Consider the following 15,136-nt stretch of genomic DNA (forward strand, 5'->3'; position numbering starts at 1 on the left):
ATATCGGCTATAAGTGGTGCGGACGCCACCCTTCAGGCGTCGAGAAGAGGATGGATCCATGACCGATCCGCTCTGGCAGGACTTCCTCGAGCCGCCCGACGGGGCCCGGCCTCGCGCCTGGTGGCACTGGATGGACGGCAACGTCGACCCCGCCGGCGTGCGCCGCGACCTGCGCTGGCTGCACGCGATCGGCGTGAGAGGGGTGCAGCTGTTCGACGGAGCCATGGGCGGTCCTCTCATCGTGCCGGCGGCGGTCCGGCCCGGATCGACGACCTGGCGCCGCGCGATCGCGTCGGCTGTCGAGACCGCGGATGAGCTGGGGATGGAGCTCGCCGTCGCGACCTCGTCGGGATGGAGCGCCTCGGGCGGCCCGTGGGTCGCGCCCGCGGATGCGATGAAGAAGCTCGTGTGGTCCGAGACGCCCCTCGAGGGCGGCGGTCGTCGCATCGTCGAACTCGCGGCTCTGCCGGACGTCCCGGGCCTTTTTCAGGATTGCCGGCGCTGGGGCCTCGCCGCCGATGCGCCGCGATGGGCGACCGATTCCGTCGTCCTGGCCGTGCCGGCGGACCCGGTTCACGTGGCGCACCGACCCGCGGAGGTGGTGGCATCCGCAGTCCTTCCGGGAGCTGCCCCCAGGCGCGTGGAGGACTGGGGATGCCTCGTCGACGGCTCGTTCGACGGATCGGTGCTTCTTCCCCGTGATCCCGAAGCGACGTCGTCGGCGTGGGTCGAGCAGATCTTCGACGAGCCGGTGACGGTGCGCTCGGCAGTCGTCGGGCTGCCGGGGCCGCGCGGATTCGGCGCCGCCCCGCCCCCGAGCGCCGTGCTCGAGGCGAGCGACGACGGCGTGACGTACCGGGAGGTCGCCGTGCTGCCGGTGACGACCGTCCCGGCACGCACGGTGAGCTTCGCGGCCACGACCGCGCGGCGCTTCCGGCTGGTGCTGACCGGCGCGAGCGCGGCGGAGGTGCTGCCGGCGCTGGACGAGGGCGTGCAGGTTCCCCCCGTTCTGCGCCGCATGTCGGAGTTCGTCGTGTCCGAGTTCGCGTTGCGCGCAGCCGGCCGCGTGCATCACGCGGAGGTCAAGGCGGGGTTCGGCGTCGTGCCCGACTACTACGCGGTCGGCACCGATGCGCGCATCCGCGCAGGCTCCGTCGATCCGGACGCGATCGTCGACGTCACGTCGTCGGTCGCCGACGGCGTCCTGCGGTGGGATGCTCCGCCCGGGCTCTGGACCATCCTGCGGCTCGGGGCGTCGCTCACGGGTCAGACCAACGGCCCCGCGTCGCCGGAGACCACCGGACTCGAGGTCGACAAGCTCGACGGGCCGCGGGTCTCGGCGTATCTGGACGAGCACCTCGCGCGCTTCGGCGCGGATGACGGCTTCGCCGCACTCCTCAGCGACAGCATCGAGGCGGGTCCGCAGAACTGGACGGACGCATTGTTGGGCCGCTTCGCCGACGCGAGGGGCTACGACCCGCTCCCCTGGCTTCCGGCTCTCGCCGGCTTCATCGTGCGCACCGCGTCTGACTCCGATCGGTTCCTCTACGACTACCGCCGCACGATCTCCGAACTGCTCGCGAGCGAGTACTACGGCACACTGGCGGCCGCGGCCCACGCGCGCGGCATGGTGTACTACGCCGAAGCGCTCGAAGATCAGCGCCCGCAGCTCGGGGACGACCTCGCGATGCGCGCGCACGCCGATGTGCCGATGGGCGCGATGTGGACCTTCCTGCCCGAGCACGGGCCGCGCCCCACCTATGTCGCCGACCTCAAGGGCGCGGCATCCGTCGCCCATGTCCATGGCAAGGCGTGGACCGGCGCGGAGGCGTTCACGAGCTTCGATCGTCCCTGGTCGTCGACGCCTCGGAGCCTCAAGCACGTCGCCGATCTTCAGCTCGCGCTGGGCGTGACGCGGTTCTGCATCCACACCTCGCCGCACCAGCCGCTCGCCGCGCCCCCGCCTGGCATCTCGCTCGCGCCGTTCCTCGGGCAGGCCTTCACCGTCAACGAGACATGGGCCGGCGACGCCGGTCCATGGATCGACTACCTGGGACGCTGCTCGGCGGTTCTCTCGTCGGGTGAACCCGCCGTGGACGTCGCGTACTTCGTCGGCGAGGAGGCGCCGGTCACCGCGCTGTTCGGCGGGCGGTTCGACGACGCGGTTCCCGTGGAGGTCGACTTCGACTACGTGGGCAAGGACGGCCTCGCGCTGCTCAGCATGGAGGACGACTGGCTCGCCTCGGCCGGGGCGCGGTATCGACTCCTGTATCTCGGCGGATCGAGCGATCACATGACGATCGCAACCCTGCGCCACGTCGAGCGGCTGCTGGACGCGGGGGCGACGGTCGTGGGCGTCCGCCCGGACCGATCGCCGTCGCTCGCCGATGACGACGCCGAGTTCGCACGACTGTGCGATGGGGTGTGGACGCTGCCCCGTACCCGGGGGCGCGTGCTGCCGACCCGCGACCTCGGCGCCGCACTGACGGAGCTCGGCGTGAAGCCCGCGATCGGACTGGATGACACGGAGGTGCGACGCATCGCGCGCATCGTCGGCGGCCGCCGCATCATGTTCGTGGCGAATCCGGACGATCGCGAGCGGACGTTCGTCGCGACGAGCCGGGTCGGCCTCGCGGCGTGGGACCCGGTGACCGTGCAGGCGCTGCACCTGGCGCCGCTCGATCCATCGGGCGAAGGCGAGCGGCGATACGCGGTGCGGCTCCCCGCATTCGGGTCGCTGTTCCTCGTGGAGGATCCCGGCGCCGGCACCCGGAGGGTCGATCTCGTCGACGTGCCGGTGCGGGGCGACTGGACGCTCGAGCTCCCCGATGCGGCACCGCTCACGCTCGGACCAGAACCGCGATTGTGGACGGATGCCGACTCCGTCGCCGCGGGATTCTCAGGCACCGCCACGTACAAGGTCACCGCGAAGCTCCACCTGCCCGCAGACGCCACGCGCGTGCTCCTGGACCTCGGCGACACCTTCGACCTGGCTCGCGTCAGGGTCAACGGAGTGGACTGCGGCGTCGCCTGGACGCCGCCGTTCCGCATCGACGTGAGCGGCGCCGTCCGCACGGGAACGAACGAGATCGAGGTGCACGTCACCAACCCGTGGCGCAACCGGCTCATCGCCGAGTCGGCCGCGCCGAGCGGTGAGATGTCCACGCCGATGACGCGGGTCTTCGAGCCCACCGCACGCCGCTCGCCGGCCGGGCTGGCGGGACCGGTGCGATTCGTCGCCGAGCGGCCGCAGCATCCGTCCTCGTCCTGAGGTGCGTGATCGACGACGAGTGCGATCGAACAGCTCCCGGAAGGGGATCAGCGAGCCAATTGCCGCGCATCAGCATTACTAATGTCAGAAATCTACATATCGTGCGAGGCTTGAGGTGCGGCCCCGAGGCCGAGCCAGCGTCCCGATGCTGGTGACAACGACGTCATGAAAGGGTAGAAATGCCACAGCACTCACGCATTCGGCACCTCCGGTGGTCGCTCCTCGCGATCCCTGCGGCGGGTGCACTCGTCCTCGCCGGCTGTTCCGGCTCCACCGACGGTGGCGACAGCTCAGCCGATCCGGACACCGTCGGATTCAGCCTCATGGTCGCCCAGGCGAACGACGCCGACGACTTCTACGCCCAGACCGCGCAGAAGTACACCGAAGAGACCGGCGTCCCGATCGAAGTCATCCCCTACCCGTCGGATGCCTACAACACCCAGGTCACGACCCAGCTTCAGGCAGGCAACGCGGCCGACATGATGGTCCTCGCGCCCGGCACCGGGCAGCCGATCTCGGTTATCACTCTCGCCGACGCGGGCTTCCTCGAGCCGCTCGACGACACCGCCGCGGGCCTGCTGCCCGCCGGCAGCGAGGCGGAGTTCCAGATCGACGGGAAGACGTACGCCCAGCCGACCGCGCTCACCCCCGTCGGGATGGTGTTCAACGTGACCGCGGCCGACGAGGCAGGCGTCACCGAGTATCCCTCGACGTACGAAGACCTCCTGGCCGCGTGCGCTGACGCGCGGGAGGCGGGCAAGTCGTTCACCGTTCTCGCCGGCGGCGTCTCGTTCAACACCGGGCTCATCTCGATGCTGATCTCGGCGACCCGCGTGTACGCCCAGACGCCGGACTGGAACGAGCAGCGCGCAGCCGGTGACGTCACGTTCGCCGACAGCGGCTGGAAGGACGTCCTCGACGACATCGTCGAGATGAACGACAAGGGCTGCTTCCAGGATGGCGCCGCGGGCGGCACGTTCGACTCGATCACCCAGGGGATGGGAGGCGGGACGTCTCTGACGGCCGCCGTCCCCGGCAGCGCCGCCGCCTCGATCGGCGACGCCACCGGCGCCGAGCTCAACGTGCAGGCGTTCCCGCCCGCCGACGGCGAGAAGGCCTTCACCGTCACGGGCGCCAACTACGCGTGGGGGATCAACGCCGCGTCGGACGACGCCGTGAAGGCGTCCGCGCAGGCCTTCCTCGACTGGGTCGCCCAGCCGGAGAACGCCAAGGCGTACGCCGACCTCTCGGGTTCGGTGCCGATCACGGGCATCGACACCGAAACGCTCCTTCCGGAGTACGCGCCGATCGGCGACCTGCTCGCGAACGGCGACTACGCGGGCCTGCCGAACGCGACGTGGCCGAACCCCGCCGTCTACGACGCCCTCGGCGTCGGCGTGCAGGGCCTCTTGACCGGTCAGAAGACGGTCGACCAGGTGCTGGCCGACATGGACGCCGCCTGGGACCAGTGATCCCACGGGATCAGCGGTGAACGATGCCGCCCGGGGCCTCGCGCCCCGGGCGGCATCGTCATGACCGGCGTCCGAGAACGACGCGACGCCGAACCCGATCCACCCCCCAAGGAGCCTGACGTGAACCGATCCGCCCGCGTGCAGCGGCTGCTCGCCGAGATGACCCCGGCCGAGAAGCTCGGCCAGCTGCAGATCGTGTTCCGTCCCCGGCACGACGATGTCGCAGAGCTCATTCGCGAGGGCCTCGGCTCGATCTTCTGGCCCCGCTCGGCGGCGGCGACCAACGCGCTGCAGCGGATCGCCGTCGACGAGACCCGCCTCGGCATCCCCGTGCTCGTCGGGCTCGACGTCATCCACGGGCAGCGCACGATCGCGCCCGTCCCGCTCGCGCAGGCCGCGAGCTTCGACCCTTCGCTCGTCGAGGAGCTCGCCGCGCTCGCGGCCGCCGAAGCACGCTCGGGCGGCGTCACGTGGACCTTCTCCCCCATGGTCGACGTCTCCCACGATCCGCGCTGGGGCCGCGTGGTCGAGGGGTTCGGCGAGGACGTCCACCTCACCGGGGTCTTGGGCCGGGCGATGGTGCGCGGCTACCAGGGCGACGACCTCGCCGGCCCACACGCGATCGCCGCGACCGCGAAGCACTTCGTCGCCTACGGTCAACCCGAGGGCGGCCGCGACTACAACGCGGTCGACGTGTCGGAACACCGGCTGCGCAACATCTATCTCGAGCCCTTCCGCGCGGTCGTCGACGAGGGCGCGGCCGCGGTCATGGCGTCGTTCAACACCGTCGCCGGGGTGCCGATGCACGCCAACCGGCGGCTGATGACCGGGGTGCTCAAGGACGAGTGGGGGTTCCCCGGCGTCGTCGTGGGCGATGCCGAGGGCGTGCGCAACCTGCTTCCGCACGGCATCGCCGAGGATCTGACGGATGCCGCGTCCCAGGCGTTCCGCGCCGGTCTCGACATCGAGATGGGCGGAGCTCCTTCGGAAGTCGCCGACGCCCTGCTGTCAGCGATCGACCCCGCGCGCCTCGACGACGCCGTCGCCCGCGTGCTCGCACTCAAGGAGTCGCTCGGTCTCTTCGCCTCTCCGTACGCGAGCGAGGCCGACGAGCTCACCGCCCCGACCGCCACGGGGCGGGCACTCGTGCGGCGAGCCGCCGCCCGGTCGTCGGTGCTGCTCAAGAACGACGGGACGCTGCCGCTCGGCGCACCCGCCCGCGTGCTGCTGACGGGCCCTTACGCCGACTCGACCGATCACCTCGGCGCCTGGACGCAGTCCTTCGGCGCGGATGCAGGGACCATCGCCGACGAGTTCGCCGCGCGTCGGCCAGGCGTGGACCTGCGGGTCGTCCCCGGCGTCGGCTTGCTGGGCGACGACGACGCCGGCATCGCGGACGCCGTCGCGGCGGCGGCGGAGAGCGACATCGTGATCGTCCTCGCGGGAGAGCCGAGCGCCCTCTCGGGCGAGGCGGCCTCCCGCAGCGACCTGCGGCTTCCCGGGCGCCAGGCCGACCTCATCCGAGCGATCGCCGCCGTCGGCGTCCCGTTCGCCGTCGTCCTCGAGACCGGTCGCCCCCTCGTCGTCTCCGACTGGATCGATCTCGCGAACACGGTCGTCGTCGCCTGGCACGGCGGCACCGAGGCCGCCGGGGCGATCGTCGACGTGATCCTCGGCGACGCCGAGCCCGCCGGGCGCCTTCCGATGTCGTGGCCGCGATCGGTCGGTCAGATCCCGATCCGCTACGCGCACGAGAACACCGGGCGGCCCGCGACGACGGGAGGCTCTCTCACCACCGAGACCGCCGACATCGGCCTGCACGGCCCCGCGAACGTGCAGGACAAGTACACCTCGAAGTACCTCGATCTCGAGCTCGGCCCGCAGTTCCCCTTCGGCCACGGCTCGGGTTACGCGACGTTCGCGCACGCGCGGGCCACGCTGTCCGCTTCCTCGATCAGCGGCGCCGACCTCGACGCCGGCGCGACGCTGTCGTTGTCGCTCGAGGTCGCCAACACGTCGGCGCGCACGGGCGACGAGGTCGTGCAGGTCTACGTCGAGGATGTCGTGGCGAGCATCGCTCCTCCCGTCCGTCGGCTCGTCGCGTTCGAGCGCAGGACCATCGAGCCCGGCCGCACCGCGGTGTTCGAGTTCGAGATCGGCCCCGATCAGCTCGGCTTCTGGACGACGACCGGCGCGACGCCGGAGTTCGTCGCGGAGCCCGGCCTCTTCCGCCTGCACGTCGGTGCGACGCTCACCTCGACTCAGGCCCTCGAGCTTCGGGTCGTCTGACTCAGCGCAGGGGCCGGTACCGGAAGTCGCGGAACCGCGCCATACCTGCGCCGGCCGCGTAGAGCGCCGGGCGCAGGCTCAGCAGGTCGCCCATCGTGTTGGCGTGGTACCCCGACGTCTCGTAGCGGATCGCGTGCCGCACCCACTCAGCGCCGGGCTCGCGGTACCAGCCCGTGACGATGTGCTCGTCGTTGCGGATCCGCAGCTGCAGGCGACGCACGGCGGGCGCCGGCTCGCGCCAGTGCGTGACGTGGCCGCCCGAGTAGCTCCTCATCCGTTCGCCGTCGATCCCCATCCCGCAGAACAGCCGGTCGTTGAAGAAGAGCAGCAGCCCGCCCTCGGCCCCGTCGATCTCGACGTCGACCTCGACCTCGTACGAGTGGTCGCCGACGACGAGTGCGAGCGGCGACGTGTCGCCCGGCCCCGTTCCCTTGCCCGCGAGCACGAGGCCGTCGTCGAGCGTCAGACGCGCGGCCTCGCCGGGCGAAGGGGCATGGAACGTCCACCGCTCCCCCAGTCGCAGCGCGGCGAAGTCGTCGTCGAACCCGCGAGACGGGGAGGGGACGGATGCCGCGGCCGGGGCATCCAGCTCGCCTCCGATGTCGTCCAGCGCGGCGGCAGGCCAGCCATCCTCGGTCCACGCGATGGGCTCGAGCAGGATCTGGCGACCGAGTGTGCGATACCCGTTCTCGTAGCCGTGCGACACCATCCACCAGCTGCCTTCGCCGGTGGGGAGGATCGTCGCGTGTCCCCGCGACCACCACTTCTCAGCGGCCTGCTCGGTGCGGGCGACGGGGTTGTGCGGACTGTTCTCCCACGGCCCGTGGACCGAGCGGGACCGCGCCACGATGACCATATGCCCGGTCGGCGGCCCGCCCGTGCCGCCGACGGCGCTCACGAGATAGAACCATTCGCCGCGGCGGAAGAGCTTGGGTCCTTCGAGCGCGTACGCCTCTGTGATCCACTCCTCGGGGTAACGCCAGCCGTCGTACACCTTCTCCAGCTCGCCGACGGTGGCGAGTCCGTCGTCGGTGAGACCGATGCGGCGGATGCCGTTGACGAAGAGGTAGCGCTTGCCGTCCTCGCCGACCACGTGCCCCGGGTCGATCGCCCACCGGATGCCCAGGTCGATCGGGTCCGACCATGGGCCTTCCATCGAGTCGGCGTGGATGACGAAGATCGCCGGTGCATCGAGTGCCGACCACGTCGCGGGGATGAACGGGATGTAGATGAAGAAGCGCCCGTCGACCTCTGCGATGTCGACCGCGAACGTGCTGCCGAGCGGCTCGGCGAGCGCCGACCCCGCGTAGGTCCAGTTCACGAGGTCCGGTGAGCGATAGAGCAGGAGACCCGGCGCCGACTCGAACGACGAGTACGTCATCCAGTACTCGTCGCCGACCTTGATGACAGCGGGGTCGGGCCGGTCTCCGCCGAGGACGGGGTTGACGAAGGTCGGCGGCATCCGCTCACTCTCCACGATCTTCTCCTGCTCGCGCGGCCACGTCACGCCGACGACCACGCGTGGCCGCGGCGTCACGAGGATGCGGCGGGATCTGCGCTCCCGGGAACTCGGTCTGACTCATCGGTTCCTCAAGACACTCGGAGCAGGGCGACTCGCGCGGCGCCGACGCGATCCACCGGGACGACCTGGAGGCGCTCGTCGCCGTTGAGGACGCGACCGGGAGCGACACCGCCCTCGTCCAGGAGAAGCTCGACGACGGAGTCGACCTCCACTGATCCCTGAGGTGCGGCGAAGTCGAGCTTCACGCCCTGGCCGATGACGACGAGCTCGTCGTCGGCCACAGCGAAGATCAGCCCGAACGGCCGCTGCTCGCCCGGCGTCGGAACGGGCTCACGCGGGAGAGTCTCGTCGGGGACCGGCAGCGCCTCGTCGGGAAGCTGCACACCCACGTCGAGCAGGAAGTCACGGACGATGTCACTCAGCCCCCGAGCGCTCACCGTGAGGTCCCCGACCGTGGTCTCGGCCGGAGGGGCGCCCGGCTCCACCACGACGGCGCCGATGCGTCCGGCTCGCTGGGCCTCGGCGATCTCCGGCTCGAAGGCGGTGAGGTAGGCGAGCATCCCGGCGACCTGGCCCTCGGGGTTGGCTCCGTCGACGCCGAAACCCGACCATCCGACCGCCCGATAGGCGCCGATGGCGCGTGCGAGCTCGGCCGCGCGCAGTCTGCTCTCCGGCACGAAGAACGGCTGTGAACCTGTCGCGTAGGTCCGCATCGCCGAATCGGCGTCGTCCACGTAGATGTCGGGCCCGACGAGCGAAAGGGAGGGTGCCGCCGTGCGCCACACGTCGATGACGCGACTCGAGGGTCCGCCGCTCGGCCACTGGCCCGGTTCGTCCTGCCCGGGCTGAGGACCCAGCCACGCGTTGGCGTACATCGGGATCCGCTTGACGGACTGACCGCGCTCGGCGAGGTGCTGCACGTACGACGCGATCGACCACGCCATGAAGATCTCGTCGGCGCCCGAGCCGTCACCGAGCACCTCGCTCCATGTGCCCGCGTCACGCCGGCCGCCGTGCACCCAGAGTGAGTGGAGCAGCGACCCTTCGTCGCCCTCGCGAGCGGCGGCGATGAGCGCGGCCGGCACATCCCGACGCCACGCCGTCTCGGCAAGGTCGCTCCGGTCGCGGCTGTCGCGCAGGATCCCCGACTCGTTCTCGACCTGGACCAGGGCGACGACATCGGTCCGATCGACCTCTGCGAGGTGAGTGATGAAGGCTTCGAACGCGGTGGCATCGGCATCGCGGAGCGCCTCGCTGAAGACCGAGAGCACGGGCGTCGGCATCACACCGGAATAGTGGAAGGCACTCCCCCGGGTCTTCGCGTGCACCACGGCGCGCGGGAATCTCGTCCGGTCCGCCCGCACCCACCGCGGCGCGTACGTCGACGTCGCGTTCTTGAACGCACCGAACCACAGCAGCACGAGATGCAGTCCCCGGCTGCGGGCCTCGTCGATCATCGCGTCCACGAGCGTGAAATCGAACTCGCCCTCGCGCGGCTCGGTCAGCGCCCAGCTGACCGGCGCGAGCACGGTGTTCGCGTGCAGCTCCCGCGCATGGGCGAACGACTGACGGATGGATGCCGTCGACGAGCTCGACGAGTTGTGCACCTGGCCGCCCAGCAGAAGGCGGAGCTCGCCGTCCTTGCGCAGACGCAGGTCTTCGCCGAACGACCAGGCCGAGCGATCGCCGGCGCTCACTGCGTCCCGCCGATCCAGCGCACGATCGCTTCGATGGTCGGCAGCGCGGTCGGGTCGGCGGGCTCGTTGATGTGGCCGTGGTCGGCGCCGGCCTCGAGGCGGAGAGCGACGTCGATCCCGGCAGCATCCAACTGCCGTGCGAAAGCCTCGCCCGACGGACGCAGGCCGTCGAATTCGCACACGAGCACGAACGTCGGCGGGAAGCCGTCGACCGACCCGAGTGCCGCGAAGGCGTGCGGATCGCCGAGCGCCTCGACGGACCCCGCGAAGTTCAGCGCGAGGCCACCATGCGGGGAGTCGGGATCGAGTTCTGCGGAGGCCGCTGGTCCGTTCGGATGCACGACCGGGTAGACGAGCACGAGCCCGTCGGGCACCCGATCGCCGGCGTCCCTCAGTCGCGCGACCGCGCCGGCGGTCAGGTTGCCGCCGGCACTCGCACCCCCGAGGTATACGGTGTCGGCGGCGAACAGCTCATCCGCGTGCGCGACCGCGTGCCGCCAGGCGGCGAGCACGTCGTCCGAGGGCGCGGGGAAGTGCACGTCGCCGAGGCACTTGACGTAGTCGACGGCGAGCACCGGGATGCCGCGCGCCGCGAGTTCGAGCGCGACCCAGTTCGACTCCGGCATGTCGAGGTGACCGCCGATGAACGCGCCGCCGTGCACCCACACGAGCGCGCGACCGGATGCCTCGGCCGAGGCATCCGTGTACAGCCGCGCCGGCACGGCACGGGCGCCCCCGTCGATCGCGGCATCGCGCGTCTCGACGTTCGCGAGGCGCGGGAAGCGGCGCTTCAGCGACTCCGTGTCGATGTCGGGGCGCGGGTCGGCCGGCTCGCCCTGCTCGCGGAACATCCGGAGCACCTCGGGCAGGGGCAGCGTGCGGAAGTCGACCTCGGTGTCAGACATGAGCCGCCTGCACGGCGCGCATCGAGGCGCGGATGAGGTCGTGCTGCTTTCGGACGAGCAGCAGCGGATCGACTTCGCCGAGCTCGGCGAAGGCGTGCCCTTCCCACTCGCTCGACCAATAGCCGCGGTAGCCGCCCTCGACGAAGACGCGCACGAGCTCCGGGTAGTCGATGGCGGGCTCCCGGCCGTTCTCGTCGATGTCGTAGAACTTCGCGTGGACATGCGTGATCTGCGGCATGATCTCGGCCCACTCGCGCGGGTCGACGTGGCCGTGCATGTTGAAGGCGAGGTGCGCGAACGAGCCGAGGCGGCCCGGGTCGAAGCCGCGGGACTTCAGGTAGCCGATGAACTCCTGCTGCCGCTCCTGCATGGTGGGATAGGTCGCCCAGATGCGCTGCAGCTCGGCGAGCGCGGCGTCATCCAGCCCTGCGCGCGCCACGGCGCGCAGCAGCGTCGGCGACATGCTGTGCATCGTCGACGAGAAGTCCGCGACGAATCCGAGCAGCGGCGAGTCCAGCTCGGCGTACGTGTCGCGCACCTTCAGGATCGGCTCGGCGTTCGGCCCCATCGGCGCGTGGATCTCGTACGCCAGCTGCAGGTCGAGTCGCTCCGCCACCGGAAGCAGCCGCCGCAGCAGCTCGGGCTTCGCCGACTGGATGCGCACCAGCGGGAACCCGAGCTTCTTCGCCCCCTGGAACATCAGCTCGCTGAACTCGAACTCCTCGTCCGGAGTCATGTCACGGTCGCGCCGGCGACCCATGTCGAGGTTCGCGCCGAAGGAGCTCGCGTCGAAGCCGTGCTTGTCGAAGGCGGCGCGCCACTGCGCGACGAACTCGTCCGACACCACCGGGTAGGTCGGCAGCACCTGCGACGCGACGATCTCGATGCCGGGTCCGATGCCGAGCTCGGCCACGCGGTCGAGCAGGCCGTCGAAGTCGTACCAGCCCGCGCGGAACTCGGCGCTCGCCGAGTACAGCGTGAGGCCGAGCTTGAAGGGGTCGTCCTCCGTGGCGGGCGGCGGAGGCGCGATGTCGGTCGCGGTCGCGAGGGGCGCAGCATCCGTGTCCGTCACTGTCAGCGTGAAGGACTGGCGCACGATGTTCGGCACATACAGGCCGGGGCCGCCGTCCTGCCCGGGCGCGATCTGCATGTACGGCAGGCGCAGCTCGCCGAAGATCTCGACGTCGTGCTGCTCGCCGAGCGCGACCGGCTGGTCGAGCCGTGCGACGAGGAGCGGATGCTGCTGCAGGAACCACAGCGCCTCGCTCTGCTGCGGCAGCTCGGCGAGCGCGTAGCGCGTGCCGCCGAGCTCGAAGGCGAGGTCGTCGGCCGGGAGCTCGACGCCGTCGACGGTGAGGCGGAGCGTCGAGACGGACGAGAGCCACAGGCTCCGGTACCACGGGATCGTGAGTTTCAGGGCGAGCCCGTCAGGGTGCGGACGGAGGCTGTCTTCGGCGATGAGTCCGTTGGGCATGGTTCTCTCCGTTTTCGGGCGGTTCGTCAGAGGGTGGAGGCGATGGATCGGATGAGGGAGTGCTGCCGGCGCACCTGCTCGATCGAGCGCCAGGGGATGCGATCGCCCTCGTACTCGCTCGAGAGGTACCCGGCGTATCCGGCGTCCGTGAGGGCGCGCAGCACCGGCTCCCACGGGATCTGCTGATCCACGAGGTTCTCGTCGATGTCGTGGAACTTCGCCTGGATGAAGACGACGTACTTCGCGATGTCGGCGATGTCGGCGGGGTCGACGGCGATGCCGTCGAGGAACGCGGGACGACGACCCGGCAGCTCTCCGGGCTTCAGCGGGATGGGCCGGTCCTGGAAGATGCCGGTGTCGAGCAGCAGTCCGAAGTGCTGGGTTCCGGTGCGCTCGATGAGACCGATGTAGTCGTCGACGACCTCGTGCTTGATGGGGGTCGGCGAGTGGATCTCGGGGCAGATGACGACGTCGAGCTCCGCCGCGAGGTCGAGCGAGCGCTCGACGGACTCGGTCCAGATGGGGTGCGGGACGAGGTCGCTCGACACGACGCCGATCTTCGGGCGCACGAAGCGGAACCCGAGCCGCTTCGCAAGGCGCAGGTCGCGCTGCAGCATCGCAGCTCCCTCGGCTGCCGTGAGGTCGCGCGCGTTCGCGCCGCTCGAGTGCAGGCGGGTGTCGATCCACGAGCCGTAGTTCGTGGGCTCGAGCGAGTACTTCTCGAGCAGGGCGAACCAGCGGTCGATCCACTCGGTCGTGGGCTCCGGGTACCGCTCGATGTGCCCTTCGCCGAGGATCTCGACGCCCGTCGCGCCGACGTCGGCCACCGCGGCGAGCGCCGTCTCGAGGTCCATGACGGTGCCGTAGTCGCTCATGAAGCTGTAGAGACTGACGCCGTACTTGAAGGGTCCGCCGTCCTCCGAGGAGGTCAGCGTGATGTGCCGCGAGACCTCGTACGTGGAGGGCTGGTGCTCCTGGGGGATGTACGACATGCGCAGGCGCAGCTGGATCGAGACCTCGTGCGTGCCCTCGGGAAGCCCGCCCGGGTGCGGCACCGTCACGATCGCAGCCTCCTCGAGCGGCCAGCGGACGCCCTCCGAGTCCCACAGCTCCTGCAGCGAGTACGTGCGGCCGGCGAAGGTCCAGCAGGGCACCTCCGCGGGGACGTCGACGAGATCGCCGACGCGGACCGCGACGCCGTCGATGAGGGATGCGGCCATGCCGCGGTACGAGGGCATGCGGAGGCGGAACTGAAAGCCGGTGGTCTCACCCCCTTCGCGCACATTGCGGAAGCCGACGGACTGGATGAGATCTCTCTCGAGAAGCATCGATGCTCGCTCTCTGGGGTCGGGACCGCGCTGCTGCGGGCCGGGAGTCCCTTCGAGAGTATCAGCGTTAGGCTTGATTTAGACATAAGTAAGTGTGATGCGCACATAATCGCGACACCGCGCGCACATCGTCGCGGACGATGCCACCTACCCGCCGCATAGATTGCACGGATACACTGGGCCCGAGGCATCCCGACCCCGGAGGAGCACACCGTCGTGTCCGATCAACCGCTGCTCTCCCGGCTCGACCTGAACCTCCTGGTCGCCCTGGACGCGCTGCTGACCGAGCGCAGCGTGACGCGCGCGGCCGAGCGGCTGCACCTGAGCCAGCCCGCACTGAGCGCCTCGCTCGCGCGGCTGCGCACGCACTTCAACGACCAGATCCTCGCCCGCCGGGGCAACACCTACGAGCTCACCCCGCTCGCCCTGCGCCTGACCGAGCACACGACGACGGCACTCGAGGCCGCGCGCCGCGTGTTCGAGAGCCAGGCGACGTGGAGTCCGAGGGACTCGACCCGCGAATTCTCGATCTACGGCTCCGACTACGGCTTCGCCACCATCGGCAGCGAGGTGTCCCGCCTCGCGGCGGAGGCCGCCCCGGGTGTGCGCTTCCGCTTCATGCTCCACAACCCGGCCATCGTCGACGACGCCCTCAACCGGCTGCGCTCGGCCGACGGCATGGTGATCCCGCACGGCTACCTCGTCGACCTCCCGTACGCGGATCTCTGGCGGGACGGCTGGGTGGTCGTGGCCTCCGAGTCGAACGAGCAGGTCGGCGACGAGCTCACGATGGACGTCCTCGGCGCACTGCCGTGGGTCTTCACCTACCAGTCGCGTACGGCGTTCACCTCGGCGGCCCGGCAGCTGCAGCAGCTCGGCATCGAGCCGCACATCGAGGCGGTCGTCGAGAGCTTCCTCGCACTGCCGCACTTCATCGCCGGCACCAACCGCCTCGGCCTGATCCAGGCGGGTCTCGCCCACGTGGCCGAATCGGTGCCGGGGGTGCGCACGCTCGAAGCGCCCTTCGACGCGACGCCCGTCGTGAACGCACTGTGGTGGCACCCCGTCCACGGCCGCGACCCCGAGCACGCCTGGATGCGCGGCATCTTCGAGCAGGCCGCGGCATCCGTGTCGAATCGCCCGACGTCCGTCGTGAGCCAGCCCGCCTGAGCGCCCGC

The 15,136-nt window shown here is 70.5% G+C and carries 9 protein-coding genes; 4 read left to right on the forward strand and 5 right to left on the reverse strand.

The annotated features are described in order from the left end of the window. The first annotated feature begins 58 nt into the window (after positions 1–58). The 3 genes from J2Y46_RS02895 (at position 59) to J2Y46_RS02905 (ending at position 7,032) form a co-directional block, all read left to right on the forward strand. A complete protein-coding gene (locus J2Y46_RS02895) occupies positions 59–3,271 on the forward strand; it encodes a glycosyl hydrolase (RefSeq protein WP_310240096.1) in 3,213 nt (1,070 codons plus the stop codon). Between the two features lie 179 nt (positions 3,272–3,450). After that, positions 3,451–4,743: an ABC transporter substrate-binding protein gene (locus J2Y46_RS02900; RefSeq protein WP_045298623.1), complete on the forward strand. Its 1,293-nt coding sequence runs from the start codon at positions 3,451–3,453 to the stop codon at positions 4,741–4,743. A 120-nt stretch (positions 4,744–4,863) separates the two neighbouring features. Continuing rightward, entirely contained in the window at positions 4,864–7,032 is a 2,169-nt protein-coding gene (locus tag J2Y46_RS02905) for a glycoside hydrolase family 3 N-terminal domain-containing protein (RefSeq protein ID WP_310240098.1), read from the forward strand. Between the two features lies 1 nt (position 7,033). On the opposite strand, the gene J2Y46_RS02910 is transcribed toward J2Y46_RS02905, so the two are convergent. Genes J2Y46_RS02910 through J2Y46_RS02930 form a run of 5 tightly spaced genes read right to left on the reverse strand, consistent with a single transcriptional unit; the run spans position 7,034 to position 13,958 of the window. Then, positions 7,034–8,569: a family 43 glycosylhydrolase gene (locus J2Y46_RS02910; RefSeq protein ID WP_310240099.1), complete on the reverse strand. Its 1,536-nt coding sequence runs from the start codon at positions 8,567–8,569 to the stop codon at positions 7,034–7,036. Between the two features lie 53 nt (positions 8,570–8,622). Next, positions 8,623–10,251, reverse strand: a complete 1,629-nt coding sequence (locus J2Y46_RS02915; protein ID WP_310240100.1) for a DUF5597 domain-containing protein — start codon at positions 10,249–10,251, stop codon at positions 8,623–8,625. Beyond that, on the reverse strand, positions 10,248–11,156 hold the full coding sequence (locus tag J2Y46_RS02920; RefSeq protein WP_310240101.1) for an alpha/beta hydrolase: 909 nt from the start codon (positions 11,154–11,156) through the stop codon (positions 10,248–10,250). The genes J2Y46_RS02915 and J2Y46_RS02920 overlap by 4 nt, the downstream gene beginning before the upstream one ends. After that, complete coding sequence (locus J2Y46_RS02925) at positions 11,149–12,630, reverse strand: DUF6379 domain-containing protein (RefSeq protein WP_310240103.1); 1,482 nt, start codon at positions 12,628–12,630, stop codon at positions 11,149–11,151. The genes J2Y46_RS02920 and J2Y46_RS02925 overlap by 8 nt, the downstream gene beginning before the upstream one ends. 26 nt (positions 12,631–12,656) lie before the next feature. Next, entirely contained in the window at positions 12,657–13,958 is a 1,302-nt protein-coding gene (locus J2Y46_RS02930; protein ID WP_310240105.1) for a DUF6379 domain-containing protein, read from the reverse strand. A gap of 216 nt (positions 13,959–14,174) precedes the next feature. Between J2Y46_RS02930 and J2Y46_RS02935 the strand changes: the two genes are divergently transcribed. After that, the gene (locus J2Y46_RS02935) at positions 14,175–15,128 is read left to right on the forward strand and encodes a LysR family transcriptional regulator (protein ID WP_045298634.1); all 954 of its coding nucleotides are present in this window, start codon (positions 14,175–14,177) and stop codon (positions 15,126–15,128) included. Positions 15,129–15,136: the final 8 nt, after the last annotated feature.

Source organism: Microbacterium sp. BE35, assembly GCF_031457705.1.
GTDB classification, from domain to species: Bacteria; Actinomycetota; Actinomycetes; order Actinomycetales; family Microbacteriaceae; genus Microbacterium; species Microbacterium trichothecenolyticum.

Coding starts and splice junctions, on each gene's coding strand:
- J2Y46_RS02930 (WP_310240105.1), bottom strand. CDS start 13,958: ATGCTTCTCGAGAGAGATCTCATCCAGTCCGTCGGCTTCCGCAATGTG.
- J2Y46_RS02920 (WP_310240101.1), bottom strand. CDS start 11,156: ATGTCTGACACCGAGGTCGACTTCCGCACGCTGCCCCTGCCCGAGGTG.
- J2Y46_RS02900 (WP_045298623.1), top strand. CDS start 3,451: ATGCCACAGCACTCACGCATTCGGCACCTCCGGTGGTCGCTCCTCGCG.
- J2Y46_RS02895 (WP_310240096.1), top strand. CDS start 59: ATGACCGATCCGCTCTGGCAGGACTTCCTCGAGCCGCCCGACGGGGCC.
- J2Y46_RS02925 (WP_310240103.1), bottom strand. CDS start 12,630: ATGCCCAACGGACTCATCGCCGAAGACAGCCTCCGTCCGCACCCTGAC.